The organism is Curtobacterium poinsettiae, from assembly GCF_047226435.1.
In the GTDB taxonomy this organism is placed as follows: Bacteria; Actinomycetota; Actinomycetes; order Actinomycetales; family Microbacteriaceae; genus Curtobacterium; species Curtobacterium poinsettiae.
Genome location: NZ_CP178434.1, coordinates 2,683,059 through 2,697,914 on the forward strand (window position 1 = coordinate 2,683,059; position 14,856 = coordinate 2,697,914).

13 protein-coding genes are annotated in these 14,856 nt (G+C 71.5%); 7 read left to right on the plus strand and 6 right to left on the minus strand.

Annotation, left to right across the window (positions count from 1 at the left end; translation table 11 throughout):
- Window positions 1-19: 19 nt before the first annotated feature.
- A complete protein-coding gene (locus tag ACL00U_RS12670; RefSeq protein ID WP_412873459.1) occupies window positions 20-1,759 on the plus strand; it encodes an FAD-dependent oxidoreductase in 1,740 nt (579 codons plus the stop codon).
- Window positions 1,760-1,851: 92 nt separating this feature from the next.
- Here ACL00U_RS12670 and ACL00U_RS12675 read toward each other — a convergent pair whose 3' ends face one another.
- Window positions 1,852-2,508, minus strand: a complete 657-nt coding sequence (locus ACL00U_RS12675; RefSeq protein ID WP_017888461.1) for a histidine phosphatase family protein — start codon at window positions 2,506-2,508, stop codon at window positions 1,852-1,854.
- 28 nt (window positions 2,509-2,536) lie between these two features.
- A complete protein-coding gene (ykgO, locus tag ACL00U_RS12680; protein ID WP_017888460.1) occupies window positions 2,537-2,659 on the minus strand; it encodes a type B 50S ribosomal protein L36 in 123 nt (40 codons plus the stop codon).
- A gap of 45 nt (window positions 2,660-2,704) precedes the next feature.
- Between ykgO and ACL00U_RS12685 the strand changes: the two genes are divergently transcribed.
- Window positions 2,705-3,733 (plus strand): GTP-binding protein, encoded by a 1,029-nt coding sequence (locus ACL00U_RS12685; RefSeq protein WP_017888459.1) that lies wholly within the window; start codon window positions 2,705-2,707, stop codon window positions 3,731-3,733.
- Between the two features lie 226 nt (window positions 3,734-3,959).
- Here the strand turns inward: ACL00U_RS12685 and ACL00U_RS12690 are convergent, their stop codons facing one another.
- Window positions 3,960-5,495, minus strand: coding sequence for an MFS transporter (locus ACL00U_RS12690; protein ID WP_042538189.1), 1,536 nt, complete (start codon window positions 5,493-5,495; stop codon window positions 3,960-3,962).
- 192 nt (window positions 5,496-5,687) lie between these two features.
- Between ACL00U_RS12690 and ACL00U_RS12695 the strand changes: the two genes are divergently transcribed.
- On the plus strand, window positions 5,688-6,212 hold the full coding sequence (locus ACL00U_RS12695; protein WP_412873460.1) for a DinB family protein: 525 nt from the start codon (window positions 5,688-5,690) through the stop codon (window positions 6,210-6,212).
- Window positions 6,213-6,389: 177 nt separating this feature from the next.
- On the opposite strand, the gene ACL00U_RS12700 is transcribed toward ACL00U_RS12695, so the two are convergent.
- Both ACL00U_RS12700 and ACL00U_RS12705 read right to left on the minus strand, forming a co-directional pair.
- Window positions 6,390-7,361 carry a sugar-binding transcriptional regulator gene (locus ACL00U_RS12700; protein ID WP_017888456.1) on the minus strand — a complete coding sequence of 324 codons (972 nt, stop codon included), beginning with the start codon at window positions 7,359-7,361 and terminating at the stop codon, window positions 6,390-6,392.
- A gap of 53 nt (window positions 7,362-7,414) precedes the next feature.
- Entirely contained in the window at window positions 7,415-8,272 is an 858-nt protein-coding gene (locus ACL00U_RS12705; protein ID WP_412873461.1) for a GolD/DthD family dehydrogenase, read from the minus strand.
- Window positions 8,273-8,379: 107 nt separating this feature from the next.
- Here ACL00U_RS12705 and ACL00U_RS12710 point away from each other — a divergent pair, with 107 nt between their 5' ends.
- The 4 genes from ACL00U_RS12710 to ACL00U_RS12725 all read left to right on the plus strand — a co-directional run bounded on the left by ACL00U_RS12710 (window position 8,380) and on the right by ACL00U_RS12725 (window position 13,172).
- Window positions 8,380-9,534 (plus strand): zinc-binding dehydrogenase, encoded by a 1,155-nt coding sequence (locus tag ACL00U_RS12710; protein WP_412873462.1) that lies wholly within the window; start codon window positions 8,380-8,382, stop codon window positions 9,532-9,534.
- A 29-nt stretch (window positions 9,535-9,563) separates the two neighbouring features.
- Window positions 9,564-10,880 (plus strand): MFS transporter, encoded by a 1,317-nt coding sequence (locus tag ACL00U_RS12715; RefSeq protein ID WP_042538194.1) that lies wholly within the window; start codon window positions 9,564-9,566, stop codon window positions 10,878-10,880.
- Between the two features lie 73 nt (window positions 10,881-10,953).
- Window positions 10,954-12,693 carry a dihydroxyacetone kinase family protein gene (locus ACL00U_RS12720; RefSeq protein WP_412873463.1) on the plus strand — a complete coding sequence of 580 codons (1,740 nt, stop codon included), beginning with the start codon at window positions 10,954-10,956 and terminating at the stop codon, window positions 12,691-12,693.
- Window positions 12,690-13,172 carry a ribose-5-phosphate isomerase gene (locus ACL00U_RS12725; RefSeq protein ID WP_017888451.1) on the plus strand — a complete coding sequence of 161 codons (483 nt, stop codon included), beginning with the start codon at window positions 12,690-12,692 and terminating at the stop codon, window positions 13,170-13,172. Before ACL00U_RS12720 ends, ACL00U_RS12725 begins: the two co-directional genes overlap by 4 nt.
- 99 nt (window positions 13,173-13,271) lie before the next feature.
- Here ACL00U_RS12725 and ACL00U_RS12730 read toward each other — a convergent pair whose 3' ends face one another.
- Window positions 13,272-14,753, minus strand: coding sequence for an FGGY-family carbohydrate kinase (locus tag ACL00U_RS12730; RefSeq protein ID WP_042538198.1), 1,482 nt, complete (start codon window positions 14,751-14,753; stop codon window positions 13,272-13,274).
- Window positions 14,754-14,856: the final 103 nt, after the last annotated feature.

Here is a 14,856-nt window from a genome sequence, read left to right on the forward strand (position 1 = left end):
ACGAAGGAAGCGACGAACCATGTCGAAGAAGACACAGCCCCGGAACACGGTGACCGCCCTCACCGAGCGCCCGAACGCGCAGGTCCTCGTCGTCGGCGGCGGCATCAACGGCATCGCGACGTTCCGTGACCTCGCACTCCAGGGCGTCGACGTCGCCCTGGTCGAGCGTGGCGACTACGCCTCCGGCGCCTCCGCGGCCTCGAGCCACATGATCCACGGCGGCATCCGCTACCTCGAGAACGGCGAGTTCCGCCTGGTGCGCGAGAGCGTGCAGGAGCGCAACGGCCTGATCCGCATCGCCCCGCACTACGTCAAGCCGCTGCAGACGACCATGCCGATCTTCTCGACGTTCTCCGGCATCATGAACGCCCCGCTGCGCATGCTGACGCACAAGCAGCGCTCCACCAAGGAGCGCGGCGCGATGCTCATCAAGATCGGCATGACGATCTACGACTCCTTCTCGCGCGACGGCGGCTCCGTCCCGAAGCACGTCTTCCGCACCAAGAAGGCGGCGCTCGAGGACATGCCGGCCCTCAACAAGGACCTGAAGTACACGGGCACCTACTACGACGCGAGCGTGCACGAGCCCGAGCGCCTGGCCCTCGACGTCCTCAAGGACGGCCTGGCCGCGGGAGCCGACAAGGCACGCGCCGTCAACTACGTCGAGGCAGCCGGCACCCGCGACGGCGGCGTCCTGCTGCGCGACCGCGAGACCGGCGACGAGTTCGTCTTCACGGCCGACGTCGTGATCAACGCCTCCGGCCCCTGGACCGACCTGACGAACGAGGCGTTCGGCGGCGAGACGAAGTTCATGGGCGGCACGAAGGGCTCGCACATCGTCGTCCACAACGACGAGCTGCTCAAAGCCACCAAGGGCCGCGAGCTGTTCTTCGAGAACGACGACGGCCGCATCGTCCTCATCTACCCGCTCAAGGGCCGGGTGCTCATCGGCACGACCGACATCGACGCCGACCCCGCGAAGCCGGTCACGACGACCGACGAGGAGATCGACTACTTCTTCGGGCTCGTCAAGCACGTGTTCCCGCAGATCGAGGTCACCCGCGACCACATCGTCTACAGCTACTCCGGCATCCGCCCGCTCCCCCGCCACGAGGACACCGCCCCCGGCTTCGTGTCGCGTGACTACCGGATCGTGGACACCCAGATCGCCGGCCTGCCGAAGTCGACCGTGCTGTCGCTCGTCGGCGGCAAGTGGACGACGTTCCGTGCCCTCGCTGCACACCTGTCCACCGAGGCGACGACCAAGCTCGGCATGAGCCGCAAGGTCGACACCACCGGCATGCCGATCGGCGGTGGCAAGGAGTTCCCGACCACCGACGCCCAGCGCGCCCTGTGGATCAAGTCGCACCGCGACGGGCTGGACGAGTCACTGGTCGAGGGGCTGCTCGAGCGCTACGGCACCCGTGCCGCCGAGGTCGTGGACGTCCTGACCGACGGCCCGGTGGAGCCGCTCGAGTCCGACCCGTCGCTCACCCGCGCCGAGGTCGCCTACTTCGCCCGCCACGAGCAGGCCGTCCACCTGGTGGACGTCGTCCTGCGCCGCACGAACCTGGCGTTCGTCGGTGGGGTCACGATCGACCTGCTCGACGAGCTGGCCGACGTGCTCGCCGGTGCGCTCGGCTGGACGACCGAGGAGCGCGCGGACGAGGTCCAGCGCACGCTCGACGTCCTGCGCGAGTCGCACGGCGTGATCGTGCCGCTGACGTCCGCTTCGGCGCCGACGTCGCAGCTCGCGTAGTCGACGCCCCGACGGACGGACGGGAGGCCCGGTACCAGCTGGTACCGGGCCTCCCGTCCGTTCGGGGTCGCGTTGGCGGCCCGCTGGTCGCGTCAGAACCGCTCGCCGGTGGGGTCGAGCGCCGTGCGGTCGATGAGCTGGTCGCCGCCGACGGGCTCGCCTTCCCAGTCGACCAGGCGCCAGCCGTCGGCGAACGAGCCCTCGAGTTCGACGATGCCGGTGTTCTCCAGGTGGCGCTTCGTGCCGAAGTGGTCCGGGGTGTTCTGCGCAGCTGCACTCGCCCACGTGCGGATCGCGGCACCGTGACTGACGGCGGCGGCCACCGCCACCCCGGTGGCCTCGATCTGGCGGACGGCATCGTCGTAGCGCTCGAAGAACTCGACGCCGCTCTCGGCACCGGGCATCCGGGTCGTGCGGTCACCGCCGGACCAGCCGTGCACGGTGGAGATGTAGGTCTGCACGGACACCGTGTCGCTCTTGCCCTGGGTGTCGCCCGCCTCGATCTCGCGGAGGCCCGGCAGCACCACGGGCTCGAGGCCGAGCGAGGCCGCCAGGGGCGCCGCCGTGACCTGCGTCCGGACCATCGACGACACGAACAGCCGCTCGATCCCGCGGTCGGCGAGCGCTGCGGGCAGGGCGTCGGCCTGCTGCTGCCCGAGCTCGGTCAGTCCTGGTCCGGGCACCACGGCATCGAGGATGCCGTGCACGTTCGCGGGGGTCTGGCCGTGGCGGATGAGCAGCAGTCGCATGCCGCCACCCTACGGACCGCCGCTGACGTCAGCCCTGCCGGGTGTTCCAGCGGGGGTTCTTCTTGTTGATGACGTAGACGCGGCCGCGGCGCCGGACGACCTGGGAGCCGGGGATCTTCTTGAGCGCCTTGAGGGAGTTGCGGACCTTCACGACGAGCCTCCTTGTTGATAACGGTTTTCAGTTACAGTAGCCCACATGCGTGCTGCTGCCATCACCCTCGTCACCGCCCTGCACCAGGTCGACGCCGACCGCGTCGCCGCCCGGATCTCCGACGGGCACCGGATGCACGTCGCCGGGAGCGCCTTCGCCACCGCCCGTGCCGTGGCGGACCGCGCCGACCAGCTCGACCGGCTCTGCGGGCCCGAGGCCGACCACGGGCTCGTCGTCACCCTGCACCCGGGGGCCGATGCCCGCGCCGTCGGCATGCTGCTCGCCAACGCGGCACGGTCCGAGACCGGCGACGACCGGGTGCTCAGGCACGTCGTCGGCGTGCTGCGGGCCGACGACGTCGCACACCTGCTCTGGTCGGACGTCGACGACGCCTTCGTGGCCGCGGACCGGATGGCGGCACTCGTCGAGTACGCGACGGTGATCGCCCTCGACCGCATCGAGCCGCTGTCCGGCCGTCGGCGTCGGGCGCTCGTGTCCCTGCTGCACCGGATGGCGCCCCAGGCCGTGATCGTCGCCCTGCCCGCGATCCGGAGCGCCGCCGACCTGCCGGCCTCGAACGGCGGCGCGGCACGGGTGCTCGCCACCGGCGCCGGCTGGATGCGCGCACTGTCGAGCGGCGCGGACACCGGGCGCGACGCCCGCGACGCCCTGGTCTCGATGCGCTACCGGGAGCCGCTGCCGTTCCACCCCGGGCGACTGTCGTCCGTCATCGCCGAGGACCTGTCCGCCGGGGTGAACGGCCGCGTGCTGCGGTCGCGGGGGTTCTTCCGCCTGGCATCGCGGCCGGACCACGTCGGCTCGTGGTCGAGCTTCGGGTCGATGCTCGCGCTCGACCCCACCGCGAACCCGTCGTGGGACGCCGATGCCCCGATCGGGCAGGCGCTGTGGTTCGTCGGCGAGCAGCTCGACGTCCGGGCGATCGAGCGGGCCCTCGACGGGGCGCTGCTCACGCCGTCGGAGCTGCTCGCAGGGCCGGACGTGTGGCGCAGCTGGGCGGACCCGTTCCCGGAGTGGCCCGCGGTGGACCCGGCGTCGGAGCACCGGCACGAGTGAGGGCGCGCGTGGGTACGCACACGTCTCGCGACAGAGCACGAGTCGATCGACTCGTGCATCGTCGTCTCATGCGCACACATCCGCTGCGTGCGCAGGTTGCGACAGGGCACGAGTCGATCGTCGCGTGCATCGTCGCAGCGCACGCACGCACGCACGGACGGGAGGCGCGGTGCGGGTCGGACCCGCACCGCGCCTCCCGTCCGTGGTCACGTCGAGAGCCGCAGCGTCAACGCGCCGGTGACGCCTCACGCGCAGCGGCGGCCTCGCGCGCAGCGGCAGCCGCGGCGTCCTGCGCGGCGAACGGCAGGTCGCCGAGGTCCAGGTGCGGGTTCGTGTCCTGCGTGAGCACGAGCTCCTTCGCCTCGTCCTCGGTCTCCACGGCCGGCATCGAGCCGGGCAGCGGGCGCTGCGAGGACTCCTTCATGCAGAAGACACCGATCGCGCCGACGACGCTCATCGCCATCAGGAAGTACGCCGGGGCGAGCTCGTCACCCGTCGCGGTGAGCAGCGCCTGCACGATCAGGGGCGTGGTCCCGCCGAACACCGCGATCGCGATGTTGTAGGCGAAGCCCATGCCGCCGTACCGCGTCGACGTCGGGAACAGCGCCGGCAGCGACGCGGCCTGGTTCGACACCCACAGCGCGGTCATCAGCGCGAGCAGCCCGAGGCCGGCGAGCGTCGACCACTGCGCCCCGTGCCCGATCAGCATGAACGCCGGCACGACGAGCACGACCGTGGTGGCGGCACCGATCCACATCACGACGCGGCGGCCGAGGCGGTCGGAGAGCTTGCCGGTCAGCGGGAGCATCACCGCGAGCAGCAGGAGCACCGGGATCGTCAGCAGGGTGCCGTCGATGGCGGAGTAGCCGAGCGAGTCGGTCAGGTACGTCGGCATGTACGAGGTCAGGGCGTAGCCCACGGTGTTCGACGCGGCGACGAGCATGATCGCGATGACGATCGGGCGCCAGTGCTGGCGGACCATCGCGACGACGTTGGCCGGACGCTCACCGTCGAAGGACGCCCGGGACTCGCTCGCGGCCTCCTGCGCGGCCTGGGTCGCCTGGAACACCGGCGACTCCTCGATGCGCAGACGGAAGTAGATGGCCACGACACCGATCACACCGGCCGCCAGGAACGGGAAGCGCCAGCCGTAGGCGGTCATCGCCTCGTCGCCCAGGGTGATCTGCAGCACCGACACGACGGTGGCACCGAGCGCGAAGCCCAGGTAGCTGCCGAAGTCGAGGATGCTCGCGAAGAAGCCGCGACGGCGGTCCGGGGCGTACTCGGTGACGAAGGTCGTGGCCCCGGCGTACTCGCCACCGGTCGAGAAGCCCTGCGCGAGCTTCAGCACGACGAGCAGGATCGGACCGAAGACGCCGATGGTGGCGTACGCGGGCAGCGCACCGATCAGGAACGTCGACGCCGCCATCATGATCAGCGTCGTCGCGAGCACCTTCTGGCGGCCGATCTTGTCGCCCAGGCGTCCGAACACGATGCCGCCCAGGGGGCGTGCGATGTACGTCGCCGCGAAGACACCGAGGCTGAACAGGATCTGCACCGAGGGTTCGGCCGTCGGCAGGAAGACCTTCCCCATCGTGACGGCCAGGTAGCCGTACACGCCGACGTCGTACCACTCCATGGTGTTGCCGACGACCATGCCGCTGACGGCTCGTCGCATCATGCTCTTGTCGACCACGGTGACGTCGCTCTCACGCAGCCGTCGGTGTGGTCGGGTGTTGGTACTGCTGGGGTCGGAACCCATGCCTTGCTCCTCGAGAAGATCGGTGGGCCGTCGGGTACCGGCCCAGAACAGCGAGCGACGTTACCGAGCAACCGAAATGTCATTGGCCGGGGATTCTCAGGAACCGGCGTGTCACCCGGACGGGGGTCACGCCCGATCCGCACCAGCGCGCGGAAGGACGGAACTGTGTAACGACGCCGTAACATCGGGCCCGTGGCGATCGAACCCGAGACGAAGAGCTGGACGTGGGTCATCGAGACCGCGTGCCCCGAGTGCGGCTACGACGGCAGCGCCGTGACGATCCGCGACGTGCCGGGCATCATCGACGACAACACCGCAGGGTGGCCCGAGGTCCTCGGACGCGACGACGTCCGGGACCGCCCGGACGACCACACGTGGTCACCGCTCGAGTACGGCGCCCACGTGCGGGACGTGCACCGGAAGATGGCCGAACGCCTGGACCTGATGCTCACCGAGGACGCCCCCGCCTTCGCGAACTGGGACCAGGACGCCACCGCCGTCGAGGACCGCTACGGCGAGCAGGACCCCGCGGTCGTCGCCCGGCAGCTGCGGGAGTCGGCGGACCGCGCGGCCCGGGCCTTCGCCGCCGTCCCCGACGAGGTGCTCGAGCGCACCGGGCTCCGGTCCGACGGCAGCGCCTTCACCGTCGCGACGCTCGCCACCTACTACGCGCACGACCCGGTGCACCACCTGTGGGACGTGCAGCGCACGCGCTAGACGTGGGGACCACCGGTCGGGAGGCGCGGTGCGGCCCCGCCCCGCGCCTCCCGGCCGCAGGCGGTCGCCCCCGGAACCGGGCGTACCTGCCGGAACCGGGCGTACCTGCCACGAACAAACGACCAGGGATGCCCGGAAGCACCATCCATCGCGCGCGTGATGGGAAGGAACGGTCACTCAGGCGAGTGCGTCGAGCACCGCACGTGCCGTCGCGGCGTCCGTCACCAGCTCGTTGACCAGGCCGCCCCGCACCGCGGCGACGATGCTCGTGACCTTGGCGCTGCCCACGGCCACCCCGACGGCGTGCGGAACGGTCGACAGGACCTCGCGCGAGGTCCGCACCATCCGGTCGCTGCCGGGGAACTCGATCGCCGAGCCGTCGGCAGCGTAGAAGTTCAGGCAGACGTCACCGGCGGCCCGGTCGAACGCGGCGTCCTCGACCGGGATGCCCCGGGCCAGCGCGTCGCGGGTGTGGGTCGGCGCACCGATGCCGAGGATCGCGCCCTTCGCCCGGCTCCAGAGTCCGACGACGTGCTGGAACGCCGGGTCCTCGTCGAGGGTGGACCGCATCGCCGGGGACGGCAGCGCCTGGGCGAACAGGAACGCCGGGATCGCGCCGGAGTGCTCCGCGGCCGTCCGGGTGATCTCGTTCGTCTGGAACCACGGCATCGGGTCGGCCTGCCCACCCACGGTCGGCACGAGCTGGACGCCGGGCATGGTCGGCATGCCCGATCGTGCGACGTCGTACACGGTGCGACCGGACGACATCAGGACGGCGTCGCCGGGGACGAGTCCCATGCCCTCGACCGCGGCGGCCAGCGGTGCGGCCAGGTCGGCGCCGAGCGTCGCGGCGTGGGTGACCGCGGCGAGGTGCACCGCGCGGAGCCCGAGCACGACCTGCAGGCGTTCGGCGAGCGCCACGGTCTCGTCCTGGAACGGGTCGACGACCTCGATGCGGACGAGTCCGGCCTTGCGGGCCTCGGCCACGAGCCGCGAGACGGTCGGGCGCGAGACCCCGAGGCGCGAGGCGATCTCGACCTGGGTGGCGTCCTCGAGGTAGTACATCCGCGCCGCCTGGTAGACGGTGTCCAGCGGGAACCGGGTCCGCGACGAGTCGGGGCCGGGGCCGGCAGTGCTCTCGGACGACATGGAGCGGGACCCTTCGACTCGATCGGACACCGCGATCGTAGTCCGAGCACGGCTCAGCGGATCGTGAACCCGCCGTCCACACGGAGGTCCGCGCCGTTCACCATCGCGCTCGACTCCCCCGCCAGGAACAGCACGGCCGCGGCGATCTCGTCGGGCGTCGCGAAGCGGCCGGTGGGGATCTCGTCCTGGTGCCGGATGCCGTTCTCGTTCGCCCAGGCAGCACGGCCGAGGTCGGTCAGGACGACGGTCGGCGACACGGTGTTCACGGTGACGCCGCGTCCGCCCCACTCGAGCGCGAGCACCGTCGTCAGGCCGATGACGCCGGCCTTCGACGCGCAGTAGGCGGCGTGCCCGTCGATGCCGACGTGGGCCGCCTGCGACGCGATGTTCACGATCCGCCCGTACCCGGCGTCGAGCATGTGCCGGCCGACGGCCTGCGCCACGCGGAACGTGCCGGTCAGGTTGACGTCGATGGTCTTCGCCCAGGTGTCGGCTGCCAGGTCCTCGGCCGGGGCGAGGGCGGCGATGCCGGCGCAGTTCACCAGCACGTCGACGCCGCCGAAGTGCCGGACGACGTCCGCCACGGTGCGGGTCACCGAGTCGGCGTCGGTCACGTCGCAGGCGAACCCGGCGTGGAGGCTCGTGGCCGCGTCCGCCCCGTCGGCGGCGGTGTCCGGTGCGGCCGTCGACGGCACGGCGGACGTGGGCAGGTCGGCCGCGGCCGACGTGGCACCGTCGGCCCGGACGTCGACGATGGCGACGCGGGCGCCCCGGGCCGCCAGGACCCGGGCGATCGCGTTGCCGATGCCGGACGCCCCGCCGGTGACCACCGCCGTGCGGCCGCTGAAGTCGTTGGTCAGGTCGATCGTGTCGGGGCCCGGTCGGAGGGCCGCGGCGAAGTCCGTCGTCATGTTCGCTCCCTTGCGTTCGGTGCAGAACGTACCAGAAATTGTGTTCTGGACAAACGTTCTCGAAGGTGTACAGTCATCGCCGAAGCCACCCAACGGAGGAACAGCTCATGTCGACGACGACCGAGAACGCGGCCACGACCGCCCCCACCACGATCCCCACGACGATGCGCGCCGTCGTCGTCCACGGCCCCGGTGACTACCGGCTCGAGGAGCGTCCGGTGCCGACGCCCGGCCCCGGGGAACTCCTGCTCCGCACCGACGCCGTCGGCATCTGTGCGAGCGACCTGAAGTGCTACCACGGCGCCGCGAAGTTCTGGGGCGACGAGAACCGTGCGGCCTGGGCCGAGCGCGACCGCATCCCCGGGCACGAGTTCGTCGGCACGATCGTCGCCGGCGACGACGCCGCCCTGGCCAAGCGCGGCGTCGACCTCGGCGACCGGATCGCCTGCGAGCAGATCGTGCCGTGCTGGGAGTGCCGCTACTGCCTCGAGGGCGCGTACTGGATGTGCAACGTGCACGACATGTTCGGCTTCAAGGGCTACGACGGCGCGATGGCCGAGTACGTCCTCGTGCCCGCCAAGGCACTGACCCACCCGGTGTCGAAGGCCCTGCCCGGCCAGGTCGCCGCGTTCTCCGAGCCGCTGTCGTGCGCCTTCCACGCCGTCGAGCGCGGTGACATCAAGTTCGGCGACACCGTGGTGATCGCCGGCGCCGGCCCGATCGGCCTCTCCGCCATCGCCGGTGCGCGGCAGAAGAACCCGCTCCGGATCATCGCGCTCGACGTGGTCGAGGCGAAGCTCGAGCTGGCCCGCAAGGTCGGCGCCGACCTGACGATCAACATCGCCCAGGAGGACGTGGTCGCCCGGGTCAAGGAGCTCACCGACGGCTACGGGGCCGACGTCTACATCGAGGCGACCGGGCACCCGTCCGCGGTGCCGCAGGGACTGAACCTGCTCCGCAAGCTCGGGACCTTCGTCGAGTACTCGGTGTTCAAGGACGACGTGTCCGTGGACTGGTCGATCATCTCCGACGACAAGGAGCTCGACGTCCGCGGCGCCCACCTCGGCCCGCACACCTGGCCGGCGGCGATCAAGCTGCTCGAGGCCGAGACCCTGCCGATGTCGGAGATCTGCACGCACCAGTTCCCGCTCGAGCAGTTCCAGGAGGCGCTCGACCTGGTCGGCGACTCCGCCGGTGCCAGCGTCAAGGTGTCGATCATCCCGTCCCTGACCGCCCCCACCACGGCCGCGCCGCAGGCCTGACCGACTCCACCAGCAGGGAGAGAACGAGCATGTCAGCGACGACATCACGCGCCACCGGCGCCCGCACGACCACCCCCCGCGCCGAGGGCCGCCTGGACCGGATGGGCATCCCCCGTCCGCTCGCCCTCGGGTTCGTCGCCGTCCTGGTCTTCATGACCGGGAACGGCGTCGAGTCGAACTTCATCACGCCGCACATGGTGGCCGTGCTCGGCAGCCCCGAGGCCACCGTGGCGACGATCGTCACGTTCTACAGCCTGGCCGCACTGATCGGCAGCTACGTCTCGGGTGCCCTGTCCGACCTGGTCGGGCCGCGCCGGGTGATGATCCTCGGCTTCGCCGTCTGGGTCGTGTTCGAGGTCCTGTTCCTGCTGGCACTCGGCGCCGGCAGCGTCCCGTTCGCCGCCGTCACGTACGCGTTGCGCGGCTTCGGGTACCCGCTGTTCGCCTTCGCGTTCCTGGTCTGGGTGAACATCACCACCCCGGTCGAACGGAACGGCTCCGCGGTCGGCTGGTTCTACGTCGCCTTCACGGGTGGTCTGCCGACCCTCGGCTCGCTGTTCGCGATCGGTGCGATCCCGGTGTTCGGCGGCGGGACCGTCGGCGAGACCGGGGCGATGGTCGCCTCGATCGCCCTCGTCGTGATCGGGTTCCTCATCATGCTGTTCGGCGTCCGGCTGCCGAACGGGTTCACGCGCATCGCCCCCGCCGGTGAGAGCGCCTGGCAGGTGCTGACGAGCGGCATCCGCCTGACGGTCACGCGGCCGAAGATCCTGATGGGCTTCCTCGTCCGACTCATCAACACCGCACCCGAGTTCGGCATGTTCGTCGTCCTGCCCGCCGTGATCGCGAACGAGCGCGGCTGGGGCCAGAGCCGCTGGCTGCTCATGACGGTCTGCGTCTACGCCACGAACATCCTGGTCAACGCCCTGTTCGGCTGGGTCGGCGACAAGATCGGCTGGCAGCGCACCGTCAAGTGGTTCGGCATCGTCGGCTCCGCCCTCGGGCTCATCGCCTGGTGGTACGTGCCGCAGCTCGTCCCCGCCGGTTCAGACTGGGGCTACGTGCTCTCCGTCGTCGCCGGCTGCGTGTTCGGCTGCCTGCTCGCCGGGTTCGTGCCGATGGGCGCGATCATGCCGGCGCTGGCCCCCGAGCACAAGGGCGCCGCCATGGCGATGTACACCACGGCCGCCGGCGGTGCCGCGTTCCTCGGCACCGGTGTCGTCGCCGCGGTCTTCGCCCTGGGCGGCGGTGGCCAGGCCGCCACGTGGACGTTCGTCGGCCTGTACGCCTGCGCGTTCGTGATGATCCACTTCCTCAAGGTCCCGCAGGGCGACCGAGGACACTGAGACCCGGGCGACGACGGTCGTCCCGTCGTCGCCCGGTGCACCACCCCACCACCACCTCCGGAGGACCCGCACCATGACCACGATCCACGACGACCCGGACGAGTTCGCCGAAGACCAACTGAGCGGCTGGCTCGCGCTCTACGCCGACCGGGTCCGCGGCGTCCACGGCGGCGTCGTGACCCTGCCCACCGAGGGGGCCGCACCGCAGGTCGCCGTCGTCGTCGGGGGTGGCTCCGGCCACTACCCCGCGTTCTGCGGCGTCGTCGGCCCGGGCTTCGCCACCGGCGCCGTCGTCGGCAACGTCTTCACCTCGCCGTCGACCGCGCAGGTCTACTCGGTCGCCAAGGCCGCCGACCAGGGCCGCGGTGTCGTGCTGTCGTTCGGCAACTACGCCGGTGACACCATGAACTTCGGGCTCGCGGCCGAGCGGCTGCGTGCCGAGGGCATCGACACCCGCATCGTCGTGGTCACCGACGACATCGCCAGTGCCGACGACGAGACGAAGCGCCGCGGCATCGCCGGTGACTTCTCCGTCTTCAAGGCGATGGGCGCCGCCGCTGCCGAGGGCGCCGACCTCGACGAGGTCGAACGGATCGGCCGGGCGTCGAACGCCGCCACCCGCACCATCGGCGTCGCGTTCTCCGGCTGCACCATGCCCGGTGCGACCGAACCGCTGTTCACCGTCCCCGACGGCCACCTCGGCCTGGGGCTCGGCATCCACGGCGAGCCGGGCATCCAGGACGTCCCGCTGCTCCGTGCGACGGACCTGGCGTCGCTGCTCGCCGAACGACTGCTCGCCGACCGCCCCGCGACGGCCGGCACCCGGGTCGCCCCGATCCTCAACGGGCTCGGTGACACCAAGTACGAGGAGCTCTTCCTGCTCTGGGGCCGGGTGCTGCCGCTGCTGCAGGACGCCGGGCTCGAGGTCGTCGAACCCGAGGTCGGCGAACTCGTCACGAGCCTCGACATGGGCGGCTGCTCGCTGACGCTGCAGTGGCTCGACGACGAACTCGAACGGCTCTGGCGCGCCGACGCCTACACGCCCGCGTACCGCAAGGTGGCGGCACCGGTCGCGGCGCTCGTGCCGGCCGATGCGGTGGACGCCGCCGAGGACGAGGCGACGGTCGTGCCGGAGGCGACCGATGCCTCCCGGCAGACCGCGCAGACGGCGCGAGCCGCCGTCGAGGCGATGGACGCGCTCCTGCGCGAGCACGAGGAGACGCTCGGCCGCATCGACGCGGTCGCCGGGGACGGCGACCACGGCCGCGGCATGGTCAAGGGGATCGGTGCGGCGCGCAAGGCGGTCGACGGGCTCGGCCCGGAGGCCGGGGTCGCCTTCGTCCTCGGACGCGCCGGTGATGCGTGGGCCGCGTTCGCGGGCGGCACCTCCGGTGTCCTGTGGGGCGCCGCACTCGAGGCGTTCGGCCGCTCCCTCGGCGACGACCGCGAGTCGTACCAGGCAGCCGACGTCGTCGACGCGGCACAGGCCTTCGCCGACTCGATCGTCCACCTGGGCGGGGCGTCGCGCGGTGACAAGACACTGCTCGACGCACTGCTGCCGTTCGTGGAGCAGTTGCGTTCCTCGGTCGAAGCTGGTCAGCCACTCGCCGGAGCGTGGCAAGCTGCAGCGGAAGTCGCTCGGGACGAGGCCGACAAGACCGCCGACCTCACGCCGAAGGTCGGACGGGCCAGGCCGCTGGCCGAGAAGAGCCTGGGGACACCCGACGCGGGTGCCACCTCGATGGGGATGATCCTCACGCGGGTCGGCGAGGTCCTCGCCGCCCGTGCTGACAAGGAAGGAACACACGCATGACGTACCGTCTCGTGATCGGGTCCGACGACGCCGGGTTCGACTACAAGGAGATCATCAAGGCCGACCTGCTCGCCGACGACCGGGTGTCGGACGTCACCGACGTCGGCGTCGACGCGGACGGCCACACCGCCTACCCGCACGTGGCCGTGGACGCTGCGCGCCTGGTGGCGAACGGCGAGGCCGACCGGGCGATCCTGATCTGCGGCACCGGCCTCGGTGTGGCGATCAGCGCCAACAAGGTGCCGGGCATCCGTGCCGTCACCGCGCACGATTCGTACAGCGTGGAGCGCTCGATCCTGTCGAACGACGCCCAGGTGCTCTGCATGGGGCAGCGCGTCGTCGGCGTCGAGCTCGCCCGTCGGCTGGCGAAGGAGTGGCTCGGCTACGAGTTCGACCGTTCCAGTGCCAGCGCTTCGAAGGTGCAGGCGATCTGCGAGTACGACGGCAGCGCCCCCGCCGGGGTCGACGCGCAGGCGTAGGCAGGGTTCCGCACGACACCGGTGTTCGCGCACTGAACACGCCCATTCGGGTGTTCGGCACGCGAACACCGGTGTTCCGCGGAGCGGCACCGCCGCCGATCAGCCCCGCGCGGCCAAGCGGTGCACGACGGCCTTCGTCGCCTCGTACAGGTCGCGGTAGTCGCGGTACCCCGCCTCGTACGCCGCCGTCGCCTCGGGGTCCGGCTCGATCACCGTCGCCGGCGGGTTCCACGCACCGATGTCCACGGTGTCGCCCGGCCCCGCGACGAGTTCGGCCGCCAGGAACGCCGAGCCGAAGCACGCACCGATCGTCACGCTCGGCACCGTCTGCCGCAGCCCGGTGACGTCCGACACGATCGTGGGCCACAGCCGTCCGAGCAGCCCGCCGCCAGCCCCGACGAGTTCGCGGACCTCGACCCCCGCGTCGCCGAGGGCCTCGAGGTGGTGCCGTACCGCGTACGCCGTCGCCTCGAGCGTCGCCCGGTAGATGTCGCCGCGCGTGTGCCGGACTGTCAACCCCGCGAGCACGCCGCGAGCGTCCGGGTCGGCGATCGGCGTCCGTTCCCCCGCGAAGTACGGCAGCATCAGCAGCCCGTTCGCCCCGATGCCGGAGCACCGCGCTTCCTCGAGCATGGTCGACCACTCGCCGTCGACCAGCCGTCGCAGCCAGTCCGTGATCGCCCCGGAGGTCGCCATCCCACCGGACACGCTCGGCTGCCCCGGGTGCGTGCCGACGGTCGTCCACATGCCCGGCACCGACGTGGGTTCGGCCGTCGGCACGATCATGAACATCGTGGTGCCGTACTGCAGGAACATCCGGCCCGGCACGGACTCGCCGACGCTCACGCCCTCGGCCCAGGCGTCGATGGTCCCGGCCGTCACGGGGATGCCGGCCGGGAGGCCCGTGGCCGCGGCCGCCTCGGGCGTCACGACGCCCGCCTGGTCGCCGGACCACAGCAGGCGAGGCATCGCGAGACCGGGTGCCAGTCGGTCGCACCACTCCGGGATCCAGGCGTTCGCGTGCACGTCGTAGAGGGGTGTCGTCTGACTGGCCGAGTGGTGGTCGAGGACGTACTCCCCCGTCAGCCGTTCGACCACGCGGGACGACGGCATCGTGAACCGTACGGCCCGCGCCCAGACGTCGGGTTCGTGCCGCGCGAGCCAGGCGAGCTTCACGCCGGCGGCCTGCGTGCTCAGGGCGGACCCGCAGCGGGCGCGGATCGCGCCCTCGCCGCCGAGCTCCGCCGTGACGTCGTCGAGCAGCGTCGCCGTCCGGGTGTCGATGCCGTACAGGATCGCCGGACCGAGCGGCGCACCGTCGACGTCGGTCAGCAGCGCGCACGGTCCGATGCCGCTCACGCCGACCGCCTGCACCTCGACGTCGGGCACACGGTCGAGCAGGGAGCGGGTGAGCGACGTGAACTCCTCCCACCAGACGTCGGAGTCCATCTCGACCAGGCCCTGTTCGGGGCGGTCGACCTCGTGGCGACGGCTCACCTCGGCGAGCACGGTGCCGTCGAACCGGGCCAGCAAGGCCTTCGTGCTCGACGTCCCGATGTCCAGACCGAGCACCGCGCGCATGCCGCCTCCTTCGCCGCCACACGACCGCCGCCGGTCGCCCCACGAGTCTACGAGCGACGCCCAGCTGCCTGTCGGGGGCCGGACGTACGGTACCCACGACTCG